The 26,263-nt window shown below is 31.2% G+C and carries 31 protein-coding genes, 1 tRNA gene and 1 pseudogene; 19 read left to right on the forward strand and 14 right to left on the reverse strand.

Annotation, left to right across the window (positions count from 1 at the left end; translation table 11 throughout):
- Positions 1-50: 50 nt before the first annotated feature.
- The 11 genes from J0H68_04525 to J0H68_04575 all read left to right on the forward strand — a co-directional run bounded on the left by J0H68_04525 (position 51) and on the right by J0H68_04575 (position 7,917).
- Positions 51-770 carry a uroporphyrinogen-III synthase gene (locus J0H68_04525; GenBank protein ID MBN8827952.1) on the forward strand — a complete coding sequence of 240 codons (720 nt, stop codon included), beginning with the start codon at positions 51-53 and terminating at the stop codon, positions 768-770.
- On the forward strand, positions 767-1,519 hold the full coding sequence (locus tag J0H68_04530) for a hypothetical protein (GenBank protein ID MBN8827953.1): 753 nt from the start codon (positions 767-769) through the stop codon (positions 1,517-1,519). Before J0H68_04525 ends, J0H68_04530 begins: the two co-directional genes overlap by 4 nt.
- 20 nt (positions 1,520-1,539) lie before the next feature.
- Positions 1,540-2,196, forward strand: coding sequence for an isoprenoid biosynthesis glyoxalase ElbB (gene elbB, locus J0H68_04535; GenBank protein ID MBN8827954.1), 657 nt, complete (start codon positions 1,540-1,542; stop codon positions 2,194-2,196).
- Between the two features lie 75 nt (positions 2,197-2,271).
- A tRNA-Met gene (locus tag J0H68_04540) sits at positions 2,272-2,348 on the forward strand.
- 257 nt (positions 2,349-2,605) lie between these two features.
- Complete coding sequence (locus J0H68_04545) at positions 2,606-3,544, forward strand: hypothetical protein (GenBank protein MBN8827955.1); 939 nt, start codon at positions 2,606-2,608, stop codon at positions 3,542-3,544.
- A gap of 256 nt (positions 3,545-3,800) precedes the next feature.
- Positions 3,801-3,995: a helix-turn-helix domain-containing protein gene (locus J0H68_04550; GenBank protein MBN8827956.1), complete on the forward strand. Its 195-nt coding sequence runs from the start codon at positions 3,801-3,803 to the stop codon at positions 3,993-3,995.
- A 4-nt stretch (positions 3,996-3,999) separates the two neighbouring features.
- Entirely contained in the window at positions 4,000-4,311 is a 312-nt protein-coding gene (locus tag J0H68_04555; GenBank protein ID MBN8827957.1) for a hypothetical protein, read from the forward strand.
- Positions 4,304-6,820: a DUF927 domain-containing protein gene (locus tag J0H68_04560; protein ID MBN8827958.1), complete on the forward strand. Its 2,517-nt coding sequence runs from the start codon at positions 4,304-4,306 to the stop codon at positions 6,818-6,820. Before J0H68_04555 ends, J0H68_04560 begins: the two co-directional genes overlap by 8 nt.
- On the forward strand, positions 6,807-7,211 hold the full coding sequence (locus tag J0H68_04565; GenBank protein ID MBN8827959.1) for a hypothetical protein: 405 nt from the start codon (positions 6,807-6,809) through the stop codon (positions 7,209-7,211). Before J0H68_04560 ends, J0H68_04565 begins: the two co-directional genes overlap by 14 nt.
- Before the next feature lie 60 nt (positions 7,212-7,271).
- Entirely contained in the window at positions 7,272-7,721 is a 450-nt protein-coding gene (locus J0H68_04570; GenBank protein MBN8827960.1) for a hypothetical protein, read from the forward strand.
- A complete protein-coding gene (locus J0H68_04575; GenBank protein ID MBN8827961.1) occupies positions 7,708-7,917 on the forward strand; it encodes a hypothetical protein in 210 nt (69 codons plus the stop codon). Before J0H68_04570 ends, J0H68_04575 begins: the two co-directional genes overlap by 14 nt.
- Before the next feature lie 74 nt (positions 7,918-7,991).
- Here the strand turns inward: J0H68_04575 and J0H68_04580 are convergent, their stop codons facing one another.
- Genes J0H68_04580 through J0H68_04615 form a run of 8 tightly spaced genes read right to left on the reverse strand, consistent with a single transcriptional unit; the run spans position 7,992 to position 12,743 of the window.
- Positions 7,992-8,870, reverse strand: a complete 879-nt coding sequence (locus tag J0H68_04580) for an aminoglycoside phosphotransferase family protein (protein MBN8827962.1) — start codon at positions 8,868-8,870, stop codon at positions 7,992-7,994.
- Positions 8,867-9,334 carry a GNAT family N-acetyltransferase gene (locus tag J0H68_04585; GenBank protein MBN8827963.1) on the reverse strand — a complete coding sequence of 156 codons (468 nt, stop codon included), beginning with the start codon at positions 9,332-9,334 and terminating at the stop codon, positions 8,867-8,869. The genes J0H68_04580 and J0H68_04585 overlap by 4 nt, the downstream gene beginning before the upstream one ends.
- Positions 9,334-10,413, reverse strand: a complete 1,080-nt coding sequence (locus J0H68_04590; GenBank protein MBN8827964.1) for a GNAT family N-acetyltransferase — start codon at positions 10,411-10,413, stop codon at positions 9,334-9,336. Before J0H68_04590 ends, J0H68_04585 begins: the two co-directional genes overlap by 1 nt.
- Positions 10,410-10,787, reverse strand: coding sequence for a DUF4440 domain-containing protein (locus tag J0H68_04595; GenBank protein ID MBN8827965.1), 378 nt, complete (start codon positions 10,785-10,787; stop codon positions 10,410-10,412). The genes J0H68_04590 and J0H68_04595 overlap by 4 nt, the downstream gene beginning before the upstream one ends.
- Entirely contained in the window at positions 10,788-11,360 is a 573-nt protein-coding gene (locus J0H68_04600; protein ID MBN8827966.1) for an HAD family phosphatase, read from the reverse strand.
- A 28-nt stretch (positions 11,361-11,388) separates the two neighbouring features.
- Positions 11,389-11,832 carry an NUDIX domain-containing protein gene (locus J0H68_04605; protein MBN8827967.1) on the reverse strand — a complete coding sequence of 148 codons (444 nt, stop codon included), beginning with the start codon at positions 11,830-11,832 and terminating at the stop codon, positions 11,389-11,391.
- Positions 11,833-11,835: 3 nt separating this feature from the next.
- Complete coding sequence (locus tag J0H68_04610) at positions 11,836-12,246, reverse strand: nucleoside triphosphate pyrophosphohydrolase (GenBank protein MBN8827968.1); 411 nt, start codon at positions 12,244-12,246, stop codon at positions 11,836-11,838.
- Positions 12,210-12,743, reverse strand: a complete 534-nt coding sequence (locus J0H68_04615; protein MBN8827969.1) for a GNAT family N-acetyltransferase — start codon at positions 12,741-12,743, stop codon at positions 12,210-12,212. Before J0H68_04615 ends, J0H68_04610 begins: the two co-directional genes overlap by 37 nt.
- A 70-nt stretch (positions 12,744-12,813) precedes the next feature.
- Between J0H68_04615 and J0H68_04620 the strand changes: the two genes are divergently transcribed.
- The 6 genes and pseudogenes from J0H68_04620 to J0H68_04645 all read left to right on the forward strand — a co-directional run bounded on the left by J0H68_04620 (position 12,814) and on the right by J0H68_04645 (position 18,293).
- Positions 12,814-14,598, forward strand: a complete 1,785-nt coding sequence (locus J0H68_04620) for an ABC transporter ATP-binding protein (protein ID MBN8827970.1) — start codon at positions 12,814-12,816, stop codon at positions 14,596-14,598.
- A gap of 3 nt (positions 14,599-14,601) precedes the next feature.
- Positions 14,602-15,512, forward strand: a pseudogene (locus tag J0H68_04625) (GNAT family N-acetyltransferase).
- Positions 15,513-15,522: 10 nt separating this feature from the next.
- Positions 15,523-16,572 (forward strand): phosphotransferase, encoded by a 1,050-nt coding sequence (locus J0H68_04630; GenBank protein MBN8827971.1) that lies wholly within the window; start codon positions 15,523-15,525, stop codon positions 16,570-16,572.
- The gene (locus tag J0H68_04635) at positions 16,508-17,284 is read left to right on the forward strand and encodes a DUF2608 domain-containing protein (protein MBN8827972.1); all 777 of its coding nucleotides are present in this window, start codon (positions 16,508-16,510) and stop codon (positions 17,282-17,284) included. Before J0H68_04630 ends, J0H68_04635 begins: the two co-directional genes overlap by 65 nt.
- A gap of 8 nt (positions 17,285-17,292) precedes the next feature.
- Positions 17,293-17,808 carry a GNAT family N-acetyltransferase gene (locus J0H68_04640; protein ID MBN8827973.1) on the forward strand — a complete coding sequence of 172 codons (516 nt, stop codon included), beginning with the start codon at positions 17,293-17,295 and terminating at the stop codon, positions 17,806-17,808.
- Entirely contained in the window at positions 17,805-18,293 is a 489-nt protein-coding gene (locus J0H68_04645) for a GNAT family N-acetyltransferase (protein ID MBN8827974.1), read from the forward strand. The genes J0H68_04640 and J0H68_04645 overlap by 4 nt, the downstream gene beginning before the upstream one ends.
- 162 nt (positions 18,294-18,455) lie before the next feature.
- Here the strand turns inward: J0H68_04645 and J0H68_04650 are convergent, their stop codons facing one another.
- Positions 18,456-19,412 carry a hypothetical protein gene (locus tag J0H68_04650; protein MBN8827975.1) on the reverse strand — a complete coding sequence of 319 codons (957 nt, stop codon included), beginning with the start codon at positions 19,410-19,412 and terminating at the stop codon, positions 18,456-18,458.
- Positions 19,413-19,440: 28 nt separating this feature from the next.
- The gene (locus tag J0H68_04655) at positions 19,441-20,592 is read right to left on the reverse strand and encodes a site-specific integrase (protein ID MBN8827976.1); all 1,152 of its coding nucleotides are present in this window, start codon (positions 20,590-20,592) and stop codon (positions 19,441-19,443) included.
- A 230-nt stretch (positions 20,593-20,822) separates the two neighbouring features.
- Here J0H68_04655 and J0H68_04660 point away from each other — a divergent pair, with 230 nt between their 5' ends.
- Entirely contained in the window at positions 20,823-21,704 is an 882-nt protein-coding gene (locus tag J0H68_04660) for a hypothetical protein (protein ID MBN8827977.1), read from the forward strand.
- 1 nt (position 21,705) lies between these two features.
- On the opposite strand, the gene rfbB is transcribed toward J0H68_04660, so the two are convergent.
- Positions 21,706-22,686 carry a dTDP-glucose 4,6-dehydratase gene (rfbB, locus tag J0H68_04665; GenBank protein MBN8827978.1) on the reverse strand — a complete coding sequence of 327 codons (981 nt, stop codon included), beginning with the start codon at positions 22,684-22,686 and terminating at the stop codon, positions 21,706-21,708.
- A gap of 57 nt (positions 22,687-22,743) precedes the next feature.
- On the opposite strand from rfbB, the gene J0H68_04670 reads away from it, so the two are divergent.
- Positions 22,744-23,385: a hypothetical protein gene (locus J0H68_04670; protein MBN8827979.1), complete on the forward strand. Its 642-nt coding sequence runs from the start codon at positions 22,744-22,746 to the stop codon at positions 23,383-23,385.
- Between the two features lie 59 nt (positions 23,386-23,444).
- Here the strand turns inward: J0H68_04670 and J0H68_04675 are convergent, their stop codons facing one another.
- From J0H68_04675 to J0H68_04685, 3 genes are all read right to left on the reverse strand, one after another.
- Entirely contained in the window at positions 23,445-24,848 is a 1,404-nt protein-coding gene (locus J0H68_04675; protein ID MBN8827980.1) for an ankyrin repeat domain-containing protein, read from the reverse strand.
- 112 nt (positions 24,849-24,960) lie between these two features.
- Positions 24,961-25,920 carry an endolytic transglycosylase MltG gene (gene mltG, locus J0H68_04680; GenBank protein MBN8827981.1) on the reverse strand — a complete coding sequence of 320 codons (960 nt, stop codon included), beginning with the start codon at positions 25,918-25,920 and terminating at the stop codon, positions 24,961-24,963.
- A gap of 30 nt (positions 25,921-25,950) precedes the next feature.
- The gene (locus J0H68_04685; protein MBN8827982.1) at positions 25,951-26,154 is read right to left on the reverse strand and encodes a hypothetical protein; all 204 of its coding nucleotides are present in this window, start codon (positions 26,152-26,154) and stop codon (positions 25,951-25,953) included.
- Between the last annotated feature and the right edge of the window lie 109 nt (positions 26,155-26,263).

A 26,263-nucleotide genomic window follows, 5' to 3' on the forward strand; every position in this document is an offset into this window, starting at 1 on the left:
TTAAAAACCTATAATTATTGTTTAATTACAATATCTTAGGTTAGCTTAAAATGAATAAAATAGACTATATACTGATAACTCGTCCTTATGAGGACTTTATTAGAACAAAAGAAGAAATAGGGAGTATGAACTTACCCATTTACCATTTGCCATTAACTGAAATTATTATTAACCCTATTAGGGAATCTAATATTTTAAACTATGATACAATTATAATTACAAGTCATAAAAGTCTTGATTATTTAAAACATCATAATTTACTTTTAAATCAAAATATTATTCTTATAGGCGAATATAGTTATCAAAAAGCCATAGAACTATATTCATCTAATAAAGTAAAAAAAGTTGGAGATACCTCAAAAGATTTAATAAAATTTTTAAAAGAATCAAACCGACAAAAATTTGGAAGAACCATATATATCAGAGGAAAGAATATTACTAACGACTTAGTAACAGATTTTTATTCTGATGATTTCCTTGCTTACGAGGCAAAAGAAAAAAAAGATTTTCCAGCAGAAATTAAAGACCTTATTTATAGCGAAAAATCCGGTATTATAACTTTTTTCTCAAAAAGAAATGTAAAAATCTTTGAAAAAATTATTATAGACAATTCACTTGAGAGATTTTTACCGAATTTATTTGCAGTTGCATTTAGTAAAGAAATAGGTCAAGAATTAATAAAACACCCTCTACAAAAACTTGTTTGGTGTAATACTCCTAATTTAAATGAAGTAAAAAAAATAATTAATGAAATAGTAGCGAGCAAATGAACAAACTTAAATTAATATTTATTCTCATTCTTTTATTAACTGGAGTTTTAATAACTTATACTTTTAATCATCTTATAAAAGAAAATAAAGATTTAAAAACTTCACTTTTAAGTATTGAAGATAGTCGTAATATTGATACAAATATAAATTGCCCTGCTTGTGAAAGACAAATTTCTTGTGATGAAAAAATTTTTGAAAATTTATCAACCACTTCTAATCAAACTATTGCAAAACTAATTGCTATAAGGTTTCTAGAAAAGAAGATTTTATCTAATAAAGCTTTTGAACAAGAATTAGACTTATTAAAAAAATTGACAGAAGGTGATGATTTTATTCAAAATAAATTATCATTATTTGAAAAATATAAAAATTCAGGTATTACCTCTTTAGATGAAATTATTAGAAAAGTGGATTACCTTGATAAGGATCTACCTTTAGAATCAAAAGTAGAAGCATCTACTAATAATAAGCTTATAGGTCAAGTGGTAAATAAAATTATTCGTATTGAATCAACTAATAATTTAGAAAAAGTTGATAATAAAAAATTAGAGAATTTAAATATTATAAAAACATTTATTGTTGATAATGAATTAGATAAAGCAATCTTAAAACTAAACGATTTAGCTTTGGAAAATATAGACCACCGACCAGAAATTCAATCTCTTATTAATTTAATTGATGATAGAAATAAATTAATAAACTACATTAATCAAATCTGGGAGTTTTATAGCTTATCATCGATAAAATAATTATTTTAGGGGTAGTTAACATGAATAAAAAATTTGCTGTCCTATTATCAGGATGTGGGCATCTTGACGGCGCAGAGATCAGAGAAGCAGTTTTATCTTTACTTGCTATTGAATCCCAAGGACATTCATATAATATTTATGCACCAGATTATAATCAGCAACATGTAATTAATCATATTACAGGTGAAGAATTAACTGAAACTAGAAATATTTTAGTAGAATCCGCACGAATTGCTCGTGGAAATATTCAAAATGTAAATAAATTAGTGATCAGTAAATATGATGGACTTGTAATGCCAGGTGGGTTCGGCGCTGCTAAAAATTATTGTAGCATCGCTTCTAATGGGCCAAATGCCAGTATTACTCCTAAAATTAAAGAAATCGTGTTAGGTTTTAATTCTCAAAAGAAACCTATTGGAGCCATTTGCATTTCTCCTGCAGTTGTTGCGCTTGCCTTTAAAGGGGTTAAAACAATTGAAGTTACACTTGGAGATGATAATGATTCAAACGCCTCATTAATTAAAGGCTTGGGTAGTAAGCATATACATACAAATATTGGAGAAGCGTATTATTTTACTGATGAAAAAATAGCAAGTTGCGCTGCTTACATGCGCGATTCTAAATTACCAGAAATTTATAAAGAAATTAGCTCAGTTATAGAATTAATTTCTAAATAAATTATTTAAATAATTTTTCACAGTAAATAATTCTTGCAATTAAAGAAAATACTCATATAATAACCCTTACAATGTCGCGGGGTGGAGCAGCCCGGTAGCTCGTCAGGCTCATAACCTGAAGGTCGTCAGTTCAAATCTGGCCCCCGCAACCAAGTATTCCTGAGGCTACTCGCCATTTTTTCATTTTATACAAATTGACTTGGTGCCGCACTGGTGCCGCAATCAAACGAAAGTCTTTCCCTTACACTACTATAAGTATTTTGTTATCATTTATATTAACTGCGCGTCAGTTTTCCATAGGAAATTTTCTGTAATTTCTATATAAATCAGCTATTTAACTCTAGTAAACTTGATCAAATTAGGTATATTTTGAATCCAATTTAAACATATAAATTGGAAAATCAGATATATGACAAATTTTATCCCTTCAGATTATATAACCACCCAAGAAGCATATAACATTATTGGCAAAAAATTATTTAAGAAAGATTTTGAAGCTGAGAGCCATAACTTTCAGAATATGCTACAAGGCAAAAACCAATATTCTCTTAGTATACAAGATTTATATAGTTTTATCGAAAGTCCTTTTAAGCGTTCATACAACAAAAAAGAGTTTAAACAAAAAAAATTAGAAATATTAGAAGAATATAATAAAAAACTTGATCTTCAAAAAAGTAAAGCTGAAAATTTTGACTATAGCAAACCAAGAACTATACCTCCTATAAAATATAATGAGATGAGCGAAAATGAAAAAAATCATTATATAGAGTGTGGCATGCAGTATACTGTAATAACACAATTGATGCTCGAATGGATTCACTGTAGTACTCTTAGAATATTTTTGCTAAACAATTTATATGGGCAAATTCTAGAATTACCTCAAAAATACTGGCTTTCTAACCGCTCTAGATTTGATGTTGGTATTTCAAAGGCCTCAATACCTGACACAAATTTAAAAAGCAAAGTTATAGACTATGGAACTTTAATTATAAAAAGAATAGAGCTAGAAAATATATTGGAATTTATAGATATGTCAGAAAAAAATGACCTTCAAATTAATAAAAAAGTAAATGAAAGAGATGAGATTTTCGAGTATGCTAAAAAAGTCTACATTAGCCCCTATATATATGCACAATTAAAAGCTGCAAGAGACATGCAAATTACTGATAATAACCAACCCGTTAAAGAAATGATAATTAGTCAATTACGACAAGAACATCCAGATGAATCTCTATATTCAAATAATTTAATAGGTAATATGGCTACCTTGCTAAGAACACCTGAAGCAAAAAAAGGAGGAAATATAAATTCTACTAATAATGGTACTAGGGGTAATAAGAGAAAATAAGCATATCAACCCCTAAATCTAACATTTGCTAATTTTTATATAGGGTATCAACCCCTTGTAGCCTTATAAATCAAGGGCTTTGCAGAGGGGTTCAACCCCTCTGCGTACTTAGGCATGAACCCTTGCTACGTATCGTAAACATTTCTTTTTGTGCATTAATAACCATGAATGTTGGTGATACAACATCATGTGTAATTAATTAAAAAGGAGTAAGTTGCTTATGATAAGTAAAACACAAGAAGAAAATTTTAAGGTAATAAACGAACGATTACTTAGTAGAAAAGAGGCTGCTGAATTTCTAGGAGTTACTGTAGGTACGTTAGCTGTATGGACTAGTACCAATAGATATCCGTCTTTACCACTCACAAAGGTGGGAAGGCTTGCAAAATACAAGCTTTCTGACCTGATGAATTTTATTGATAATCAAGAACAATATAATTCCAAGAGGTAATAATATGCGTAATAATTTCGATAAAGACTTTTATAAAAATATAGCTAGACATTCTATGTTTTTATTGCCAAGCATACTATTTCGTTGGTTACCAGATGGAAAGATTCAGGGAAATGAGTATGTGGCCAGAAATCCAAAAAGATATGATCAGCATTACGGCAGTTTTAAAATTAATATACGTACTGGTAAGTGGTGTGATTTTGCCACTGGAGATAAAGGAGGAGATCTTATTTCACTTGCTGCATACCTATTCAATCTCTCTCAATATGAAGCTGCAAAAGAAATAGCAAAGTTAGCAGGAGGACGTTATGCATAACTATCCTTTTGCTCCTTTAAAGGATGAAGAGTTAAATATCAACTATTCAAAAACAAATGATAAAAGCAAGCCAAAACCAATCATCCCAGTGCCAGATGATGCAGAGGAATTTAATTTTGTAATTCCAAAGTTTGGTGGTGAACCAGATAACAAATGGCCATATCATAACTCAGAGGGCAAGATTGTTACATACAAATGCCGTTGGGATTTTATTGATGCAGAAAAAGGTATACCTTCAAAAGAATATAGACCTGTAAGTTATTGTCTATTACCTAATGGAAAAAGAAGATGGCAAGCAATAGCAATCCCAACTCCTTGGGTTTTATATAATGTACATAAAATCATTCAATGTTACTTAGATATATTGCTGTGTGAAGGTGAAAAATCAGCAGAGAAAGGACAAATTTTATTTCCTAATCTTATCGCTACTACAACTATGTTTGGTGCGCAATCACCTGATAAAACGGATTTTTCTCCATTAAAAGGTAGGAATGTCATTATTTGCACTGATAATGATGAGCCAGGTAGAGCCTATGGCGACAAAGTTTATGATCAATGTATTGAAGTAGGCGTTGCAAGTGTTTATCACCTAGCCGCAGAAGAGCTAGGAAAGTTTATTATAGAAGATAGTAAAATTGTAGAAAGGCAAGGACTAGTCCCACAAGGATATGATTTAGCTGATGCTTACGATGAAGGCTGGAGAAGCCCTTTGATTAATCAAATTATTGGAAAAATTATTACTCCCTATATCAAAAAGTCTGAAATTGACAAACTAAATAGCTATGTTAACCAAAAATTTAAGGTTGAGCCTAATGGCGTTTATTATTTGAAGAGGGTTAAAACATCTGATGGCCAAGAAAGTACCGAATGGACTTGGTTTTGCTCTTATTTAGTTGTTACCCACCTAGCACGAGATATGAATGGTAAAAATTGGTCTAGGATAATACAGCTTTATGATAGTGATCGTAAACTCAAGGAATACATACTACCTATGTCAGATTTAGCTGGTGATGGTAATAGTTATCGCGAAGATTTATTATCATATGGATTAGTGTTGTCACCATACAATGGTAAGAATTTATTAAATGAGTACATAATTACGTCTAATCCAAAAGAACGAGCTATTTGCGTTAGTAAAACAGGATGGTTTGAGGGATGTTACATATTACCATCTAAAGTTATAGGACAAACTCTAAAAGAACGTATTGTCCTACAATCTACAATATCAATTAAGCCATTAGTACAAAAGGGTACTTTAGAAAGCTGGCAGCAAACCATTGGTATGCTTTCAATTGGGAATAGTAGGCTTATAATTACTATTGCCCTTGCGCTTTCAGGCCCGTTATTGAGGCTCCTTAATGAAGAAAACTTTGGTATCCATTTTTATGGTAATTCATCAATAGGTAAAACCACAGCTCTAGTTTCTGGGCAATCTATATGGGGGAATCCTATTAATTCATGGCGTCTTACCGATAATGCCGCAGAAGGGCTCGCGAGAAATGCTAATGACTCAATACTATTATTAGATGAACTTTCGCAAGCGGATGGTAAAACAGCAGATGCACTAGCTTACATGCTTGGTAACGGCTCTGGTAAGGCTAGATCAAAACGTAATGGTGAGGCGCGTGATATTGAAAGTTTTAAATTAACATTTTTAAGTTCAGGTGAAACTCAATTATCTAGTAAGATTCAAGAAGAACGAAAGCAGGCAAAAGCAGGTCAAACTGTAAGATTTATTGAAATACCTGCTGATGCTGGTCAAGGTCATGGATTATTTGAGAATATTCACCACTTTAAAAACGCGAATGAACTCTCATTAGAACTAAAGCGGTTATCAGCAGATAACTGTGGAATGGTAATTGAGAAATTCCTTGAGATATTAACTGCAAATCAGACTGATATAGTCGAGAGAATTAATAAGGCCAGAGATTCGTGGTTAGAATGTAATACAAATATCTCTGATGATGGGCAAGTTAAAAGAGTGGCTCGAAAACTCAGTTTATTGGCCGCGGTAGGAGAGTTATGCATAGCTTTAGGCATATTACCTTGGGAGCCTGATTCTGCCTGCATGGCATGCTCAATAATACTCAAGGATTGGATTAAACAACGTGGTGGTAATGAATCTTATGAATATACAGAAGCAGCAAACCGACTAAGACTATTTATTGCACAGCATGGAAGTTCAAGGTTTGAAGTTATAGGCAGTAATAAAGCTGAAGACGACAATCAAAACAATCTCCGCATTATTGACCGTGCTGGCTATAAAAAGCTTAACGCAATGAACGAATGGGAGTTTTATATATTTAACGAAATATTTGCAAAGGAAATACTAAACAATAATAAAAGTAAGGGGATTTTAAAATATCTTGCTACTGAGAAACTCATTAAGCAAGATGCTTATGGCAAAAACACTATTAGCATAAAGGCCCCTAATTCAGGGCAAATACGTATGTACTGTGTTCCCGCATCAAATGTTATGATGAGTGATAAGCAAAATGAAAACGAGTGATTTTTTTAAAGAATTACCATACTCATTAGGTGTTTCAGGTGTAACAAGTGTTACGCCTGCAACCTGCATGAGCAAGAAACGCAATAAAACAGTATATTTTGGAAATTCTGATATCCATAATATTACTAAACACCTTCAAAATAATCAAGTTTGTGGTGTTACCAACACTGATTTAGCTAAAACCCACGTAAATAAAGGAGATGGTAATACAAAAACACCTGATACACTGAAAACACTTAGGGAAATAATATGTAGTAATGAAATTTATAGTGAAATTTTTGAAGAGAGAGCAGCTATTATTGAATATGACGGATGCATTAAAAACTTCGAAGCAGAAATTTTAGCATTATGCGATACATTAAGTTATATTGCTAGCAATTATAATCTTTAAGATATATGGAAATATTATATATTTTCTGATATAGTACAAGAAAACATTAAGACAAAAACTATGCAAAATCTTCCTGATAAAACAGAGCAAAAACAGGCGTTATGGCAAAAGGGTGGGCCGAGTCCTAACCCTTTTGGTAGGCCTAAGGGATCGCAGAATAAAGCCACCATGGCTGTGCAGCAATTGCTTGATGATGAAGGTGAAGGTATCGCTCGCAAAGCTATTGAGCTTGCTCTTGGTGGTGATATTACTGCTATCAAGTGTGTGTTAGAGAGGATCGTACCACCTGCTAAGTCAAAGCCTATTACAATTGATCTGCCTGAAGTTTCATCGGTGCAAGACACACTAATCGCCACCTCTAAAGTAATCAGTGAAGTATCGAGTGGCAATATTACCCCTCAAGATGGCTTACTTATGGTGGGGTTGTTAGAGAAGTTTGCCAAAACCTTAGAAGTGTCAGATTTGGAAAAACGTATATCTAGCCTTGAAGAAGTTTATGAGCGCAATTAAAAGCAGGATCAAAAAAGTTGAGAAAACTATCAAGTCTAACAAAAGTAACAAATTTGTAGTTATAAAATATCCATACGGTTCAGATTCTGAAAAAGCTAAAAGCGAATACCTAAAGCTCAACCCCCACGACAAAGGTGCTAAATACTTCGTCATGGTGGCTGATTTTGCTGATAGTTATAACTCCAATCATATCTAGCTAAATAGATTTTAAAAAAAATCTTTCTGTAAATAAGATAATAAATACCTAGATTTCGATTATTTTGTTACCTCTCAATTAATTACGTCTTCAATAATTTTCTTCTGTTTAATAGCTTCAACGCTATCTTTATTTTCTATATTGCATAGGACAAACGTTGCTTTCCATAAAGCCCAGGCGCAAGCTCTTAGCCAGGTATCTTTATCTATATTCATTGCATTTATAAATATTTCTTGGGCTTTTCCTTCAAAATAAGTCCATGCTATTACCAGGTCACATGCAGGGTCACCGGTTGCAGTAGAGCCAAAGTCAATTACAGCTGAAAGCTTCCCTTCTTGTATCAAAATATTACCACTTGCAAAATCACCATGAACCCATACCGGGTTATTATTCCATTTAGTGTTACAGGCTCTTTCCCATAAATTCATGACTTTTTCATCGTCTATAATACCAGCTAGCTTTGCTATTTGCTCACGAACATTTTTATCATAAACACTAATGTGGTCACCTCGCCACCAGTTATGTTGACCTGGCACTAAACCTGCTACATTTTTAATAGCATGTAGTTCTTGTAGAAATCTAGCTAGATCAAAAGCTAGAATCTCTTTTTCTTTTGTACTTAAATTTATGAGGTTTAGGCTTTTGCCAGGAAGCCATTTGTATATAGAAAATGGGTATGAATAATCATTAGATGGCTTTCCCATTTTAATAGGCGCAGGAATACTTATGCTTAAGAATGGCGCAAGCTTTGGTAACAATTCTTGCTCTATACTGACTTTTAATGCATATTCATCTGCTGTTGGCATACGGATGAGTATATCATCGCCAAGTCTATATGTGCGGTTATCATGACCTTGCTTCTCTACTTCAGTTATTGGTAAGTGTGAGAATTCTGGAAACTGTTCTTGAATAAGCTTTTTAGCAGTTTGAATTGTTATTTGATTGCTATTCATAATGTTATTTCCATAACCGTTACAGAATGTGATTTAAATTCATCAATGCCAATTTTTTTCCATCCAAGTTTTTCATAATAATCTGGTATTGTAGGCTCCAAAGCAAATAAGTACAACTTTTTAAAGCCCAGTTCTTTTGCTTTTAGGGATGCGACATCAACCAGCATTTTCCCGATTCCTTGATTTTGATATTTCGGATCAACGACTACATCTGCAAGCCAGGGGCCTAAATCTGGACGAAACTCTTCCTTAAGTTTAAATGTGCAGAATCCTATTGGAATATTATTACACAGCGCAATGAATGAAGTTGTTTCATCTGCATAATTGAGCTCATCATATGTTAATGATTCTATCTCCCCAATTGTAAGTTCTGGAAACCAAATTTTACCTAAAACTTCATGCCAGATATTTGCAAGTACTGGTATTGCTTGAGGGTGGTTTTTTAAAAGATCGATTTTAATCATTAAACTTCCCCTACAAACCATTCAGAAGCTATATTTAGTTTTTGGCTTATTAAGAACCTGCGTTTAGACTCATCATGGGCGCCGCATACGACAACTATCTGCACAGCAGCTTTAAATTTTGCCTCGGTCTTAATTTTTTCAAGTAAAGCTCTACCTACTGTTTTCCATAAAGTTTCTGACTTAACACAAAAATCATCAATCATAAGTGTTAGTCCGCCTGGGTTATACACTTCAGGAGCTGACATAAGCCTACCAATAATAAAGCCTATAATTTCTTTATCTTTACTTTCTGCTGTAAATATCAAATAATCTTGCATTTCTAGAAGATCTGCAAACCATTCTTTTTGCGCCTTATCCCCACTTTCACCAGCATAACGCCAGAATATAGGCTGCACCTTTTCATAATCAAGGCGTTTTGCTCTTGATAGTTTTACAAGACTTTCAACGTCTGATTTAATAGAACTTCTAACTGTAAATTTATCAATCTCTAGAATTATATCGTCATTTAGTATTTTTGCTGCTATTTGTTCAGCATTTAATTTTGAGCTATCAAACCAATTATCATATACATCTTTATTCAATTCAAAGACATTATAAACTTCGGTTTGTTGTCTTACGAAGTCTTCTGTTAAATGTAGATTATCAGTTCTGGTTTTAAGTCTTTTAAGTCTTTCTTCTAAAGGACAATAAATTCCTATAAATTTAGTATCATAGTTTTTAAGATATTCTAGATAATATTTCGCTAATTCTTTAGCATCAGGGCCATCTAAAGCTGTATCAATTACTACGCTTATACCTTGATTTAATAATTCTTTACTAGATGCAAGTAATATTGATGCCACCACTTTTCTTCTAGCGAACCGGTTATTATTAAATAAACTTTGGCCATCATCATTACTTTCGGTACCAACTTCATTTTTAGCAAACTCAAAACCTTGCGGAAAAATTGTGCCAGAATATTCAGCAGTTTTATCTATTTGTAGATGGGCAAATTTATTACCAGATTGCTTACATATTTCTTTAGCTATGGTTGTTTTGCCAGCACAAGACGGTCCATTTATGATAATTACTTTATTCATATTGTCTCTCCACTTATGACAGTTCCTTGATGATAGAGTATTTTCCATCTGCCATTAACTTTTCGCCAAATAGTGGATCTTCTAGTACGTCTTGTATGATTTTGGACAAGTATATATGTAAGCAGATAATTACCTTCTGATATTTCCGTAACTTTGAAATCCGAAGTTTCCCATATATCTTCATAATTTGGGTCGTTATAACGCTCTAATAATGTACCAATAGCATCATCTATAGTATATACAGTTCCGGAAGCGCCGACTTCCCAAAATTCATCACATATTTGGTTAAGTATATCCTCTTTAGTTTTCCCAAATTTATCTGGATGGTGGAATATAGGTTCTCTAGCTTTTAATTCATTTAAAATATATTGCATTTATATAAGCACTCCAAGTTTATTTAGCTCAGTTTTTGCAAAAGTCGCATCGGTAAAATGGATGCCATGAAGACCAACTGCTTTTGCTCCTTCAATATTATGTATAGCATCATCCAAGAATACAGATTCAGAAGGTACTAAATTATGTTTATTAATAAGATGGTTATATATTTTGCTATCAGGTTTAAGAACTCCTATATCTGCTGAAACAATAACATCTAAAAAGTAGTCTAGAAGCTGAGAGTTTTTAAGATGATATACTATAAATTCTTTTATATTATCTGTAATTGAATATAGTTTATATCCAGATTGATGAAGCTTATCGAGTAGAGCAACGCTTTCTGGAAGATGAACTTGGTGAGTTTTCAGCCTACCCATCAATTCTTCTATTTTTTGCTTAGGAAAATTAAACTGATTAGCATAGAGTTCTATAGCATTCTCTTCTGTTAGTTTACCTAAGTTTAAATCAATCCATATAGGGCGAAACTTTTGGAATAATTCTGCGGGATTTTCTTCAGGAAAAACATCACTAATCGCTTCATGGGGTGCCCATTTAACCAAAACATTTCCCATATCAAAAATTATATTTTTTATCATATTGTTACCATTTATCTGTTATTTTATTTATACCTTGATATTCTTTAATTCGGCGCAAAGTAGCTGGACTCACGCTTTCAGGAAGATTATCAAGCGCAAACCAACGTTTTTCTTTTATTTCAGCTTTAGAGAAATGTTCTGTTTCGATAAAATCCTTACAAATGTAAAATACAATATAATCATCTCTTTTTTCATTATAACTATAATACACATTAAATAAATCAAGTGAATGTACAGAAATGCCTACTTCTTCAGAAAGCTCTCTTATTATTGCTTCTTTTGGGGATTCTCCCTTTTCAACTGCCCCACCGATAGTATACCATCCAGGCATATATGTATGCTCTACAAGAAGTACTTTTTCATCTTTAATAACTAAAACTCTGGCCCCAATTGTTCTACGGGCTAAAACAGATAAAATAATATTTTTAATAATGCGATAAATTTTCATAACTTAAACCTCTTCTGGGTATGCTTCTTTATTATTAAGATAATACTTAATAAACGGGTTATTTGCCTCAATTTCAACACATTTGTTATATGTCCTCTTATCAAAGCCACCTTTATGCTCTTTCTTATTTATTCTAGCTTTTTCAACAGCTTCAAAATCTATATTTTGCGCCTTACATAAACTTAATAATACCTCACATACATCCGCAAGTTCTTCGGTAATTTCCTCTAAGCTTTTGGCATTAAAAACCTCAGTTGCTTCCTCCACAAGCTTGAGTTTCAGTAAACTTATATATTCATCAACATCTACCGTTCTTTCATCTACCATAAGCCCCATGGATCTCATAATTTCAGGCATTTTATCTCTTATAAGCTTATCTATCTTAAATCTTCGCCATTTTTGCATATCATCCATATATTTTGATCCATATTTTTTATTGTAATAAAACCTGTTTTTTCATACGTTTTTATAGCCCTAACATTATCGGCATCAACATCAACAAAACAAGCATCAAACTCTTTCCAAATATAATCTATAAGCAGTTTTTTTATAATCTCGGACCCTATACCTTTGCCAATGTATTCCTCTTCGCCTATAAATATATCAAAAGCTGCTAGTTTTTCTGGCAATCTTGTTATCATAATGCCGTCATCTCGGGGAAAGTCATATGCATTGTAATATTGGACATAACCTATTTGCTGAGTATCTAAATATACAATAAATGCATAAATTGGTTTTTTAACTCCTGATTCCAGCTTATATCCTTTAGTATAGCTTTCATATTTTTGCTGAACTTTTTCTAAGGTATATTCTATTTCCTTATCATACCATGCTTTAACATGGGGCTTGGAAAGCCACCCGAGAAGTATCTGAAAATCTTGTTTTTCTAGTAGTTTAAAGGTTAAATTCATAAAATTTCATAGCTTTTACGTTAATAAATATGTAATATCATGTAAAACTTAATAAAACCAGATAAAAACCATGAAAGTAATAGATAACCCTCAGCCTCAGAAGCTTTACCCGTTTATATGGCATTTCTTAGAGTCATACAAGCCTATAGTATTTACCTGTATATTTCTTAGCATAGCTGCTGGTTTTTGGGGACCTTTTAATAGTATATTAATCAAGAACCTTATTAACCTTTTAGCTGAAGCAAATAATGGAGATACTTCAGCTTTAATACTTCCTGCAAGTTTGGTGGTGATAAACTTTATAATATTCGACAATTTTACTTGGCGAGGTGTAGGTTATATGTGGGCAAAATATGTACCAATTATCCAGAACAAAATTATTTCTGAAACAATGGATTATGCCCTTTCGCATTCACACAGCTTCTACCAAAATAATCTATCTGGTAAAATTGCAAAGCAAATTACAAGTTTAGTAGATGGTATTACTAAGATAATAACGTCTTGTGCATCTAATTTCCTTAGGGGTGCGTCTTTATTGATTATGGGTTTTATAGCTGCCTATTTTGTAAATCCTATATTTAGTGTAATTTTAATAACCTGGTTTATATTTTTCGCTGGGTTTAGTATTTTTATGTCAAAAAAGCTTGTATCATTATCAGACGTGCAGGCAAAAGAGGAGTCTATTGTTGTAGGTGAGTTGGTGGATAGTTTATCTAACCATACAAATGTAAGAATTTTTGCACGTAAAGTATATGAAAACTCAAGGATGGTGCCATTTTTTGATAGGCAACAAAAAGCTTACACAGCAACTTATATGTATTCGACTATACTTTCATGCATTCAGGGTGGTTTAATAGCTATAATGATGGGATGTTCTACATTTTTCCTTGTCCATTTTTATGGAAAAGGTTTAGTGACAATTGGTGACTTCGCTCTAATTTTAGGGTTATCAATGGAATTAGGACACATGATGTGGTATACAATGAGCGAAGTTGATGAATTCAACAAGGCTGTTGGCAGGTGTAAGCAAAGTTTAATATCGTTAATGATACCGCTAGAAATAATCAATAAACCAAATGCTACTGAATTAAATTGCACTCATGGGCAAATTAATTTTAAGAACGTTAAATTCCATTACAAGGGTACTGAGCCACTTTTTGAAAATAAATCTATTGAAATTAGATCTGGGCAAAAAGTAGGCCTTGTTGGCTATTCTGGTGGAGGCAAGTCCCCCTTTGTTAATCTAATACTTAGGTTTTACGATGTTACAGATGGTTCTATTTTAATTGATGGAGAGGACATACGTGAAGTTACCCAGGAATCATTACGTAAAAATATTGCCATGATTCCACAAGATCCGTCTCTATTTAATAGAAGCTTGATGGAGAATATCCGTTATGGCAGAGCTGATGCAAGCGATAGAGAAGTTATAGAGGCAGCTAAAAAAGCCAATGCACATGAATTTATAGAAAATTTACCTGATGGCTATAATTCACTAGTTGGTGAGCGAGGCGTGAAGCTTTCTGGTGGGCAGCGTCAGCGTATCGCAATAGCCAGAGCAATACTCAAAAACGCCCCAATCCTTATTTTAGATGAAGCAACAAGCCAGCTTGATTCACTGACCGAGAATGTAATTCAGGAAAGTATGTGGGAGCTGATGCAAAACAAAACTACAATTGTAATTGCTCATAGGTTATCTACTTTACTGCATATGGATAGAATACTAGTGTTTGATAAAGGCAAGATAGTAGAGGATGGAACCCATAATGAACTACTTGCCAAATCAGGGCTTTATAAAAAACTCTGGTACGCTCAGGTTGGTGGCTTCTTGGGAGATGAAAGACAGGAGAGTTAAAGTATGAAGAAAACTATTTCAATTCTTCCATATGACCCAAATTGGCCAAATATTTTTGAACAAGAAGCTTTACGTATTAAAGAGGTATTAGCCGAAAATTGTTTAGAAATTCATCATATTGGCTCAACATCTGTACCTGGCTTGGCTAGCAAGCCCATAATTGATATAATAGTTGTGGTTAAAGATTTAAATAACGCAGTAAATCCTTTGGAAGATATAGGCTATATTTATAAAGGTGAATATAATATCCCTATGCGTTATTATTTTAAAGATACAAAAAATTCTATACATATTCATATGTATGAAGAGGGTCATCCAGAAATTGAACTAAACTTAATGTTTAGAGAGTACTTAAGGTCAAATTCTGATGCAAGAGAGGCTTATGCAAAGCTTAAGCATAATATTTTAAAGGATAAGACATCATTTATAAAAGAATCATACCAGTTTGTGAATTATACTCTCTACAAAGGTGATTTTATTAGAAACATTTTGAAAATTGCTGAGTTTAACCGTCTTAGAATTCTTAAGTGCAGCGATGAGACCGAATGGAAAGCTGCTAAATATTTTCGTGACACCTATTTTTTTGGCCCTTATGGTATAGTAGATCCATATACATGGACATTTAATCATAAAAAGCATGCTCATCTGGTTTTCAATTTTGGCCAGATAAAAGGGCAGCTATGAGAATTATTGTTATAGATGAAAATAAACGTGATCAGAATTCTGGAAGTAAGTTTTTAGCATTTATTGAAAAATGGCTTAAAAATTTGGGTATAAAGAGTATACATGCTGAATCGAGAAAAAGTTCATTAAACTTTTATCTTAAAAATGGTTATATAAATATGCCATTTGACGACCCGGAAGAACATGAAACCGATGAAAATGATGTACCTGTAGGTAAAATGCTTAGCTAAGGATAATATTATGGTTGATTTAATTGAACTAGAACCGTTTTTGGATCAATATTTCGGTAGTAATTATAAGAAAAAAGATGTTTTAATTACCCCTTTAAAAAGTGGTCTAAGTTCCACATCCACATACATTTTGCAAGTAAACCAGCAAAAATTTGTTATAAGAGAATTTAACAAAAAATATGATAAAGAAAGAAAACTAAATGAAATTGTTGCACATAAATATGCATCTGATGAAATTCAGATTAGTCCAAAAATTTTGTATATTCATCCCGATGTGAAATTTATGATTATTGAATATATTGATGGTAGAGCAATTACACGTAATGATCTTAAAAACCCAGATATTATTAGAATATTAGCTAAACTCATACGTAACTTACATAATTACAAAGGAGAATTTATCCAATATAGACCACAGTCAGCTAGGGCGGAAAAAGATTATAACAAAGCTTTGAGTAATGACATAGCATTTCCTATGGTCTTCACTGAATTATACAAAGAGTATATTCAAGAAGGGCAAAAAATGTTGTTACAAAAGAAAGATATAGTATTGTGTCACTCAGATCTGAGTCCTGAAAATATCATGATTTCTAACGACAATAAAATATATATTATTGATTTTACTGCTGCATCATGGGATTACAGATATAATGATTTAGGATATTTTGCTCTTTTAAATGGATTAAATGAGAAACAAAAACAGTTATTGTTATCAGAATATTTTGATAATAAAATAGATTCACACAATTTAGAAAATTTTAACAAGGCAATTAGCCGCACATATTTTCTAACCTCTCTGGTATGGTTTGTATTTTCTGAAAAACCAGAAGATAAAGAAGTATCTAAAGAATTAAGAATACAAGTACTAGACGATTTACTACAAAATAATTCTATAAAAGAAGGTGCCGAGTACATAGAAAATAATGAAATTGTTCCTTTATATTCAGAAGATAAAGAATCACTTAGACTATATGCTTTAGGTTTTTTAAAGACATATATTAAAACTAGAACACTTACTCATAATCTCATGCACCTATACTCAAAAAACCCAGCAAGTTAAAGAGATTTATTCTTTTAAAGAAGCAAATTTTGATTTACCTAAAAATACGCTGGTTATATTTGACGTTGATGAAACGCTTATTCAGCCGTTAGATTCCTATTTAATTAATGAACATACTAAGCAAGGTAAGGAATTTCGTAGCAACCTAATAAAGTCTCATCCCGAAGTTAGAGATTGGGACTATTTGGTTTCAATAATCTTGCGAGATGCTAAAAGGCCATTAATTGAGCCATATGTTATAGATATAATAAATAGCCTTAAAAATATCAAGTTTATTGCACTTACCGGCATGAATACTGGTAGGCTAGGAATGTATAGTGAGTTAGCAGAATGGAGATATGAGCATCTTAAAAGTCTTGGGTTTCAAGGAAGTTTCGCTGATAAAGTCATAAAATTTAATGCCGATAATCGTAGCCCAATATTTTTCAAAGGAATATTAGCAACGGATCTTACTCCAAAAGGGCCAGTATTGATAAAGTTTTTAAAAGAGATTGATTACTACCCAAAAGCTATTGTAATGTTCGACGATGATTTGGAACATTTAAATTCAGTATCTGATGCATGCAAAAAGCTAGGTATAAATTTTATGGCATATTATTATAAAGGTGCAAAAAGTAAAGCTTGGAATCAAAATATAATTAATTATCAAACTGAGTATTTATTAAAACACAAAGGATGGCTTAGTGATGATGAGGTAAAAAATCTTAGGTAACTTATAAAATGAAAACAAATATAGAATTTCTAGATTATAGATATGTGGATATGCTCTATGAAGCATTTAATAAAAACAATTGGCATAAACCAAAGTCATTGTTTGAAAAATATCTAGACGAGCAAGAAGATGGAACTAGGAAGGTTCTAGTTGCGACTGTAAATTCTGAGGTTGCCGGATACGCTACACTTAATTTTGAATCACAATATAAACCTTTTCAAGAAGAGAATATCCCAGAAATTCAGGACTTAAATGTTTTGCCTGCCTTTAGAAATAATGGTATTGCTTCAGCTTTACTAGATAGCTTAGAAAACCAGGCTAAATTTTATTCAGATAGAGTTGGCATAGGTGTAGGACTTTATGCAGGAGAAGATGGTGGTTACGGTGCAGCGCAGAGACTTTATGTAAAACGTGGCTATATACCTGATTGTAGAGGCGTTACCTATAATTACAAGCCTGTAATTCCAGGAAATAGCTACCCTATTGATGATGATTTAATATTATGGTTTACGAAAAAGTTATGACTACCATCCCCCAAACTTTAAAAACTGAACGTTTAATCTTAGAATTATTAAAGCGTAGCGATGCTGTAGATATCCATACCAATATAGATGAGAATATTGTAAAGAATATTGGTGGAGGTGCCCCTTGGCCATATACTAAGCATGACGCTGATAATTTTATAAAAATATGCCAAGATAACCTTAAAAATAATTTGTGCTATGATTATGTTATAAGAAACTATAAGACTGTCTTTATTGGTATAATAAGTTTTTATACAAATGGTATGCTTGGATATTGGATAGCTGGTAAACATCAGCGCAACGGGTTTGCTTTTGAGGCGCTTATAAGCATAGAAAATGTAGCCAAAAGGCTAGAATTTAAAGAACTTTGGGCTACTGTGAAACCGAATAATACCCCATCTATTAATTTGCTTAAAAAATTTGGTATGATTATGACTAATGAGGTGTCAGAAGATAATGAAATTATTTTGAGAAAAATATTGTAGATTAATATATTGAAACCTTTTATTAAGTTTTTGCTATTTGTAAATTTAATACTTAGACAAAAATGATATAGTATAGCTAGTAGGAAGTTTTGTAGATAACTTATCATTTTTAAATTTTTATATTACTTAAGCTTTATATATTAATTACTATAATCAATTAAACTAAAAGACATTATTATACAAATAACTTAATAAATACTTTTTAGGCCTTAATTTTAATTCATTTCTTAATAAATCTAAAAATAAAAGTTGAAAATATTTTCTAATATGAGGATAAAACTTTATGTTTTTCCCCCTTTTAAAAATGTCGTTTCTTGTATCTACAGCCCACTTCCACTTTAATTTAATATCTACTTCTTTCTCCGCAAAACCATATATGTTTTGTAAGGTTTTATTAATAGCTAGTGTAGAAGTATCTTTAGTAACAATAGTAATAGCAGTCCAATATAAGTAAAAATTTGTAATGTCATTTGTATCACTTTTTACTTTTTGTATAAAATCCAATGCAAGTTCTATTCTTTGAGCTTTTTCAGTTTCAGCTTTATATAAGTTTTCAAGAGAATTACATAACTCTTTCCAATATTCCATTGACGTAAAAGGGCCATCAAATTCATATAGTAGGTCAATATATGGACCAATAAAATTAATTGTTCCATTTAAACATATCTCTCTTTCAAAGACTAATGAATGTATAGCATTATTACCTATGTATAAACAAAATAGTGCTTCTAATTGGTTTAATAAGCTAAAAATAGCCTTTTCTTCAATTTTTTTTCCATCAATTTGATAAGGACAAGTAAAGGTGATATATGAACTTTTGGGAAGCAAAACTTTTCCGGTTTTTAGAGATAACTGCATTGCCCCATCATCAGGGCTATTAAAAATGAAACTTTGATTTAAAATAGATAGCTCCATTTCTTCGTCTAAGAATATATAACATATTTTAATAGGTATATCATTATATAATAATTCTTTCATTCCGTACGGAAAGAATTCAGCTACTTTATTTGAAGCCATCGCCAAAGTGCTATATATTCTTAGCCAATAAGAAGAATTATCATGTTTAGTAAACCAGTTAATGTTAGCTAAATCATTGAAATTATTCTTGTTTATGATCATTATAAAACCTATAGAATATCTATTATAATTACTTTTCCCAATCCTTAAACATTAAGGCTGTAGCCTTTTCCATTGATTCTTTTACTGGATCATTGTGCAAGCGAGCATATATTTGAGTTGCCTGTTGGGATTTGTGGCCGAGCGACTTACCGATAATAGATAAACTTGAGCCAGCGATTGCTTGATAGCTTCCTAGCGTTCTTCTTATATCATGTATGCGTAAGTCTTCAATACCAGCCTTGGTCAGTACTCGTTTCCATGCTTTTTTAGGATCGGCGAAATGACCTGAGCTGCTAGTTTCACTGGGGAATACCCAGCCATTTATTGCTAAGGCTTTCCTGCGTTGCAACACTTCAATGGCGTCGCCAATGAGTGGTATTATAACACAATCACCATTTTTAGTCTCTGGAATACGCCAAGTATTATGATGCCAATCTATGTCTTTCCATTCCATAGCTAGAACGTTACTTTTTCTAGCTCCTGTAAATAACGATATTAATATAAAGTCCCTAGCGGTTTCATTATGTTCTTCTGATAATGCTTGAAAAAATTTTGGCAACTCATCAGGCATTAAAAACCTTTCTCTTTTTTTTTCTTTATACTTTTTTATACCACTGGTGGGATTTAATCCATTCCATCCCCATTCAATAGCTTTGTTATAAATAGCTCTTATTCGCTCTAGAATCCTGTTAGCTTGATAAATACCATTTTCTTCTGATATCTTCTCATGTAACTGCTGGATTTCTTGTTTAGTAATTCTGGAGATTTTCTTACCAAACCAGTGTGGTAAGAATTTATTTACCTCGCGTTCATCATACTCCCATGATTTTTTAAGCTTTTTACTATATCTCTCCATAAATTGATCAAAAAGCTCTTTGAAAGTCATCTCACTTCTAATCTTATTTTTTTCTTCATTAGGGTTAACGCCCTCTGCCACTTTAGCCTTTGCCTGTAAAGCAAGTTTTCTAGCATTTTCAACGCTTACTTCAGGAAAGTTTCCTAATATCAGCCTTTCATCTTTACCGTGAATTCTTTTGCGCACGAAAAACGTAACCACCCCATTTGAGGTTACATACAAGGAAAGCCCTTTCTCCTTGGTATCTTTATAATATTCCTTACCTTTAGCAGGGAGTTTAAGTTTTTTGATTTCAGTAGCTGTAAAGTTAAACTCTTTTGTCATATCAATCCTTGGTGCCGCACTGGTGCCGCAATATGGGTTAATTAAGATTAAATTTGATTTAATTGTTAAATGATGTATATATAGCAAGTAGTCTGAAAAGTAAAGCGATATTAAATCGCGTTAATCTACATTAAACGCTAGCCCATGAGGCTCATAACCTGAAGGTCGTCAGTTCAAATCTGGCCCCCGCAACCAAATTTTCTTATAAATAACCTCAGGAACCTATCTTTATGTTAGATTCTTCTTTCCTTGAAGAGTATAAGCTTGAGCTAATAGAAGATTTAACAAATTTCTTAAATAAAACAATTGTAAAATTTATTTTACATTCTGATCCATATCAATCTTTAAAAACATTTCCTGTAGAAATTCAGGCTAAAAAAACTACCGATTTATTACAAGGTTTTTTAAATGAATTAAGTTTAAATTTACCTACCCAAAAAAAATTTTCTAATAATTCAACCTCAAGTTATATATTTGAAGACTTTTTCTACAATTTAGTTATCAGATATGATTGCAGTAAAAATAATGAATTATATTTAATTACTCCTTTTGGAGAAATACCTATTACTTTTCTTTTTACTAACAATAAAAAAGAACAAATTAATAAGGAGTATTTAAAAGCCTTTAAGTACGAAAAAGCCTCAGGTTATAAAATATGCTCAAGTTCACGAGCTGAAGAAACAAATTGTGGGGAAATGCTTTTAAGTATTTTATCTGATTACTTTACAATAAATAACAGGGATCTTTACAACATTCACTTTCAAAACGAGAAAGAATTATATAAAACTCAAAGCGAATTATATTTTATAAATAGTGACGACTCTACTTTTTTATATTTAAAAAAAATAAAAACAATTAAATTACCAGCAGAAATTAGCCTCGAGGAAATATGGGAAGCTGCTTTAAAAGAAACTCTAATTTTTTCTCCATTTAAATCCCGAAGAATAAAAACTAGCGATACTTTAATTCCTGCACATGTTGTGAGTCCTCCTATCGTATGTTATAGAACTTTTGTCAAATCTTCCGAGGCAATAACCGATAATGAATTTCATCCAGGCAGCCCTCCTAAAAGTCCTAATATATATAAACAAATTTTACCTAGAGAAATTTAACTTATATATTAGATAAGTACCACTTTACTGTAAATTCGAGCCCTTGAGAAAAATTATACTGCAATTTATAGCCTAGTTCATTATATGCTTTACTATTGTTAATAGCATACCTGAAATCATGGCCTGGCCTATCAGTAACAAAGCTAATTTGCGATTTATAACTCTTTCCATCAGTTTTTGGCTTAATACTATCTAAAGCTTCACAAATTGCATTTACAACTTCAAGATTTTGTTTTTCAGCTTCACCACCAAAGCAATAGGTCTCCCCTATTCTTCCTTTAGTTAAAGCTAGATTTATACCATGGCAATGATCATTTACAAAAATCCAATCCCTAATATTTTTTCCATTACCATATACTGGTAAAGGTTTATTGCTTAAGGCACATTTTATCATATTAGGTATTAATTTTTCAGTATGCTGATTAGGTCCATAATTATTACTACAATTTGTTATAATAGTAGGTAAACCATAGGTATGAAACCATGCTCTAACTAAATGATCACTTGCAGCTTTTGAGGCAGAATATGGAGAATTTGGTTTATATTGAGAATTTTCAGTGAAAGCTTCTTCATCTAAATTTAATGAACCAAACACTTCATCGGTTGAAACATGCAAGAACCTAAATTCGGATTTATTAAAGTTTTTAAAGTAATCAAGGGCGCTATTTAATAAATTATAAGTTCCAACAATATTAGTGTTTATAAATTCCTTTGGCGAATTTATTGAATTATCAACATGCGACTCAGCAGCAAAATTTACAATGGCTTGAATATTATTTTCTTCTAGTAATTTAGTTACTAATGGAATATCTCCAATATCGCCTTTAATTATTTTGACATTTTTGGGTATAATATTTTTTTCATTAGCAGCATAAGTATATTTATCAAGTATAATAATATTATATTTATCACTAAATAAATTTACAAAGTTACTTCCAATGAAGCCTAAACCACCAGTTACTAAAAGATTTGAAATTTGCATTTGACAAAGACTCAAGTTTATTCGATAAATTTTAAAAAAACATATTAGGTAATTACCATGCGTTTCCTCGCCATAATATTTTTAATCCTTACTTCTTGTCAAACAATTAATATTAAAAAGTCACAAGAAGATCATTTGCAAAATGCTAGAACTATGGCTTTGAATCATCAATTTAAATTTGCTGTAGAAGAATATAAAAAAGCTAAGCATCAAAATAAATTTGATTACGAAACAAATTTTGAATACGCAAAAGTTTTACGTGCAGCAAGCGAATTTGATGAAGCTATTAAAGTTTGTAAAGAAATTTTAGCAAGTCTTCCTATAAAAGATTCAATGTATGCAGAAGTTGCAGAGGAAACTGCTCATAATTATTTAACTAAAGCTGATCTTGAAAATGCCGAAAAATATTTTAATGAAGTGATTACAATTGATGGTTATAGGTGGAGGGCAATTAGTCATTTAGGTTTAATTGCTGCGATGGAAGGAAGATACGCTGAGAGTGATAATTATTTTGAAATGGCATTAGACGCAAGTAATAGAAACTATGTTGTATTAAATAATTATGCTAATGCTAAGCTTTTAGCAAATAAATGCAAAGATGCTAAAAAACTCTTACAAGAAGCTTTAACTAAAAAAATTCCAAAAGATTTTAGACTAAAAATTGAGAGAAATTTAAAAGGCCTTAAAAATTGTAAATAATAGTAAACCTCTACAAATAGTAAGTTTCTCATTCGTAGAAGTTTATTATTATTTAGATATTATTTATAAATTGGTGAACGATCAGATGATGAAGAATTACTTTTTTCTTCGTATTTTGTCCTTTTAGATGAAGGTTCATCTTCACTAACTTCAATTTTACGCTTTTGACCTTTCTTCTGATTTTCTAATTGTTCTCTTCTAATAGCCTCAATTTTAATAGGAATAAAGAGACGTAAAAATCCTGCTTTATCGTAATCCATTGCAGCATTATTATTTAAGTCTTTAATTTCATATTTAATTCCATGTTTTGCTAAAACTTCAATTAAATACATTATATTTTGACTTACTATTTTATTATCTGCCTCTTCAACAATTGAATACAAAACTGTTTTTCCATATTTATTCTGAATATTAGGATCAACCCCTAGTTCAAGTAAATCGTTAAAAAGTTTTTTAAATTCATTTGAGTCTTCGGTTATATCTTCAAATAATTCGTGCAATAAACTACCATTATTATTGGTAATATTAATATCAGCTCCATTACTAACTAATTGTTTGATTATATCAATATGTCCCCTTGCTATGGCAGCATGTAAAAGAGAATCATCAACATAATCATCAGCATTTTTTAAATTAGGATTGCAGTCATGCTCTAAAAATATTTTTAAAACTTCTATTTTATTATTTAGTGCTGCTATATAGATAGCAGAGTGATTGTCGTTAGAAGAATAACTTTGTTCAGGATTAGCACCTTTGGAAAGTAAATTTTTTATAATATCTATGTTAAACTCATCCTGAGATAATTGAGCAATTAAACTATCATTTAACCCATTAAAATATTGGAGTACCGTTGCTACTTCTGTTCCTTCTATTTCCGGATTAGTAATATTATTCTCTGTAAAAGCCACCCTTCTTTCTTTAATTAAATGCTCTAATTTTGTAGCATCATTTTCCTTTATACATTTCAATAATTGGAATTGACCTGCAATTACACTTACAGGGTTTTTATGACTTGAAACACCCTTATAATTTTCTAAAAATTCTTTATATTTATCAAAGTAATCTGGGTTATTAGATAAAAATTCTTGAATATACTCAATTTCTCCATAGTACGCAGCACTTATAAGCTGCATAACTGCGTTATTTTTACCTACATAAATACCACTAATAATTTTTATAACTCTATTATTAATAGGTAATTTATTTAATTTTTCTAAATCTTTGCTTTCAATTGCTTCTTTATATAATTGAATAAGCGCTATATGATTAATAAGTGAGTCAACATAACCTTTGTTTAATATTATCTCTTTTGCTGTTTTAATAGCATTATCAAATAAACCTTTGAACTGACTATTGCTTTGCATTAAAGATAAAATATCCTTTGAGCTTAAGCCTTGTTCGTCTATGTAACTTAATTTATTCGAAAGACTTTTAATATAAGCAATGTTTGTATCTTTACTCATCTATTAACCCTAAAATATTATATACCTATATAATAGTTAAAAAAGAGTTAAAAGTCAAGTAAAAGTAAATATTTAAATAATTTATTAATAACTTATTGTAAAAGCGTAATTTTTATTTTTTATTTCTTAGTCTCTCTAAAATTCTTAGCTTCCTAACGTTTTCATTATGTTCTTTAAGTGTTTCTGAAAAATTGTGACCACCACTTCCTGAAGTTACAAAATATATATAATTAGTTTTAGCAGGGTTAAGAGTTGCAATTATTGATGCCTTTCCAGGATTACATATTGCGGTTGGTGGTAAGCCAGAATATTTATAAGTGTTGTATTTTGAATCAATCTGAAGATCAGATCTTAATAATTTTCTATCTAACTTCCCTTTACCATTTGTTAGAGCATAAATTATTGTAGGATCAGCTTGTAATATCATATTTTTCATTAATCTATTATGATAGACACTAGAGACTAAATCTCTTTCCACTCCAAAGCCGGTTTCTTTTTCAACAATTGAAGCAAATATAATAATTTCATCAAACGTTTTAAGAGTTGAAAGTGTAGGATTACGTTCCTTCCAAGCTATATTTAAAAATTCTTTCTGTTTTCTTTCCATTTTTTTAATAAGGTCATTTCTTTTCTCACCATACACATAATCATACGTCTCCGGCATTAAATATCCTTCTTTAGGATTATAAGTAATTTCGCCTTTTAGTTTAGGAAGCGATTCAAGTAATTTATAAATTTCATAATTCGTTAATCCTTCAGGAATAGTTACCATATTTATTTTAACTTTCCCTTCAATCAACTTAGTTATAACATTAAAAATGCTAATTTTATTTTCTGTAAATTCGTATTCACCAAATTTAAGGTACTTACCCTTTAAAGCAAAATAACCAGTTGCTAATTTCCCATGTAACTCTGAAAGAATAATATTTTCTTCTTTTAAAGTATGAACTATTTCACCTGTACTTTTACCAGGCTCAATTATTATAACTGTATTTGATATATTAAAAGGAATAAATATAAGGCTTATAAAAAGCATTATAAATATAAATATTGCTATGAAAAATCTCATCATAATTTAATTAATGAATAAAAATAATATTTATTAAAATTTATCAAATGAATGATTTAATATATTTTTCATGGCTTGCTCATCTAAACTACTGCGGTTTAACATTTCTTTATTAAAAAGCTTAGTAAACTTTGGGGCGCTTTGTAAAGTATTAGAAGAAGTAGATACACTTTCTCTAAATAATTTGCTGACAAGTGGAGCTATATTTTCAACCGCTCCCGTTTTTTTATGTAACATTTTTTACCTAAATTATATTTAAATAATAGCCAGCCTAGCTTAAGGGACAATTTTTAGAGCGTCAAATATTTATCTGGTTTTTAATAATTAAACCTTATTTTAGCTTTAA

Source organism: Sphingobacteriia bacterium (genome assembly GCA_017304685.1).
In the GTDB taxonomy this organism is placed as follows: Bacteria; Pseudomonadota; Alphaproteobacteria; order Rickettsiales; family 33-17; genus JAFKLR01.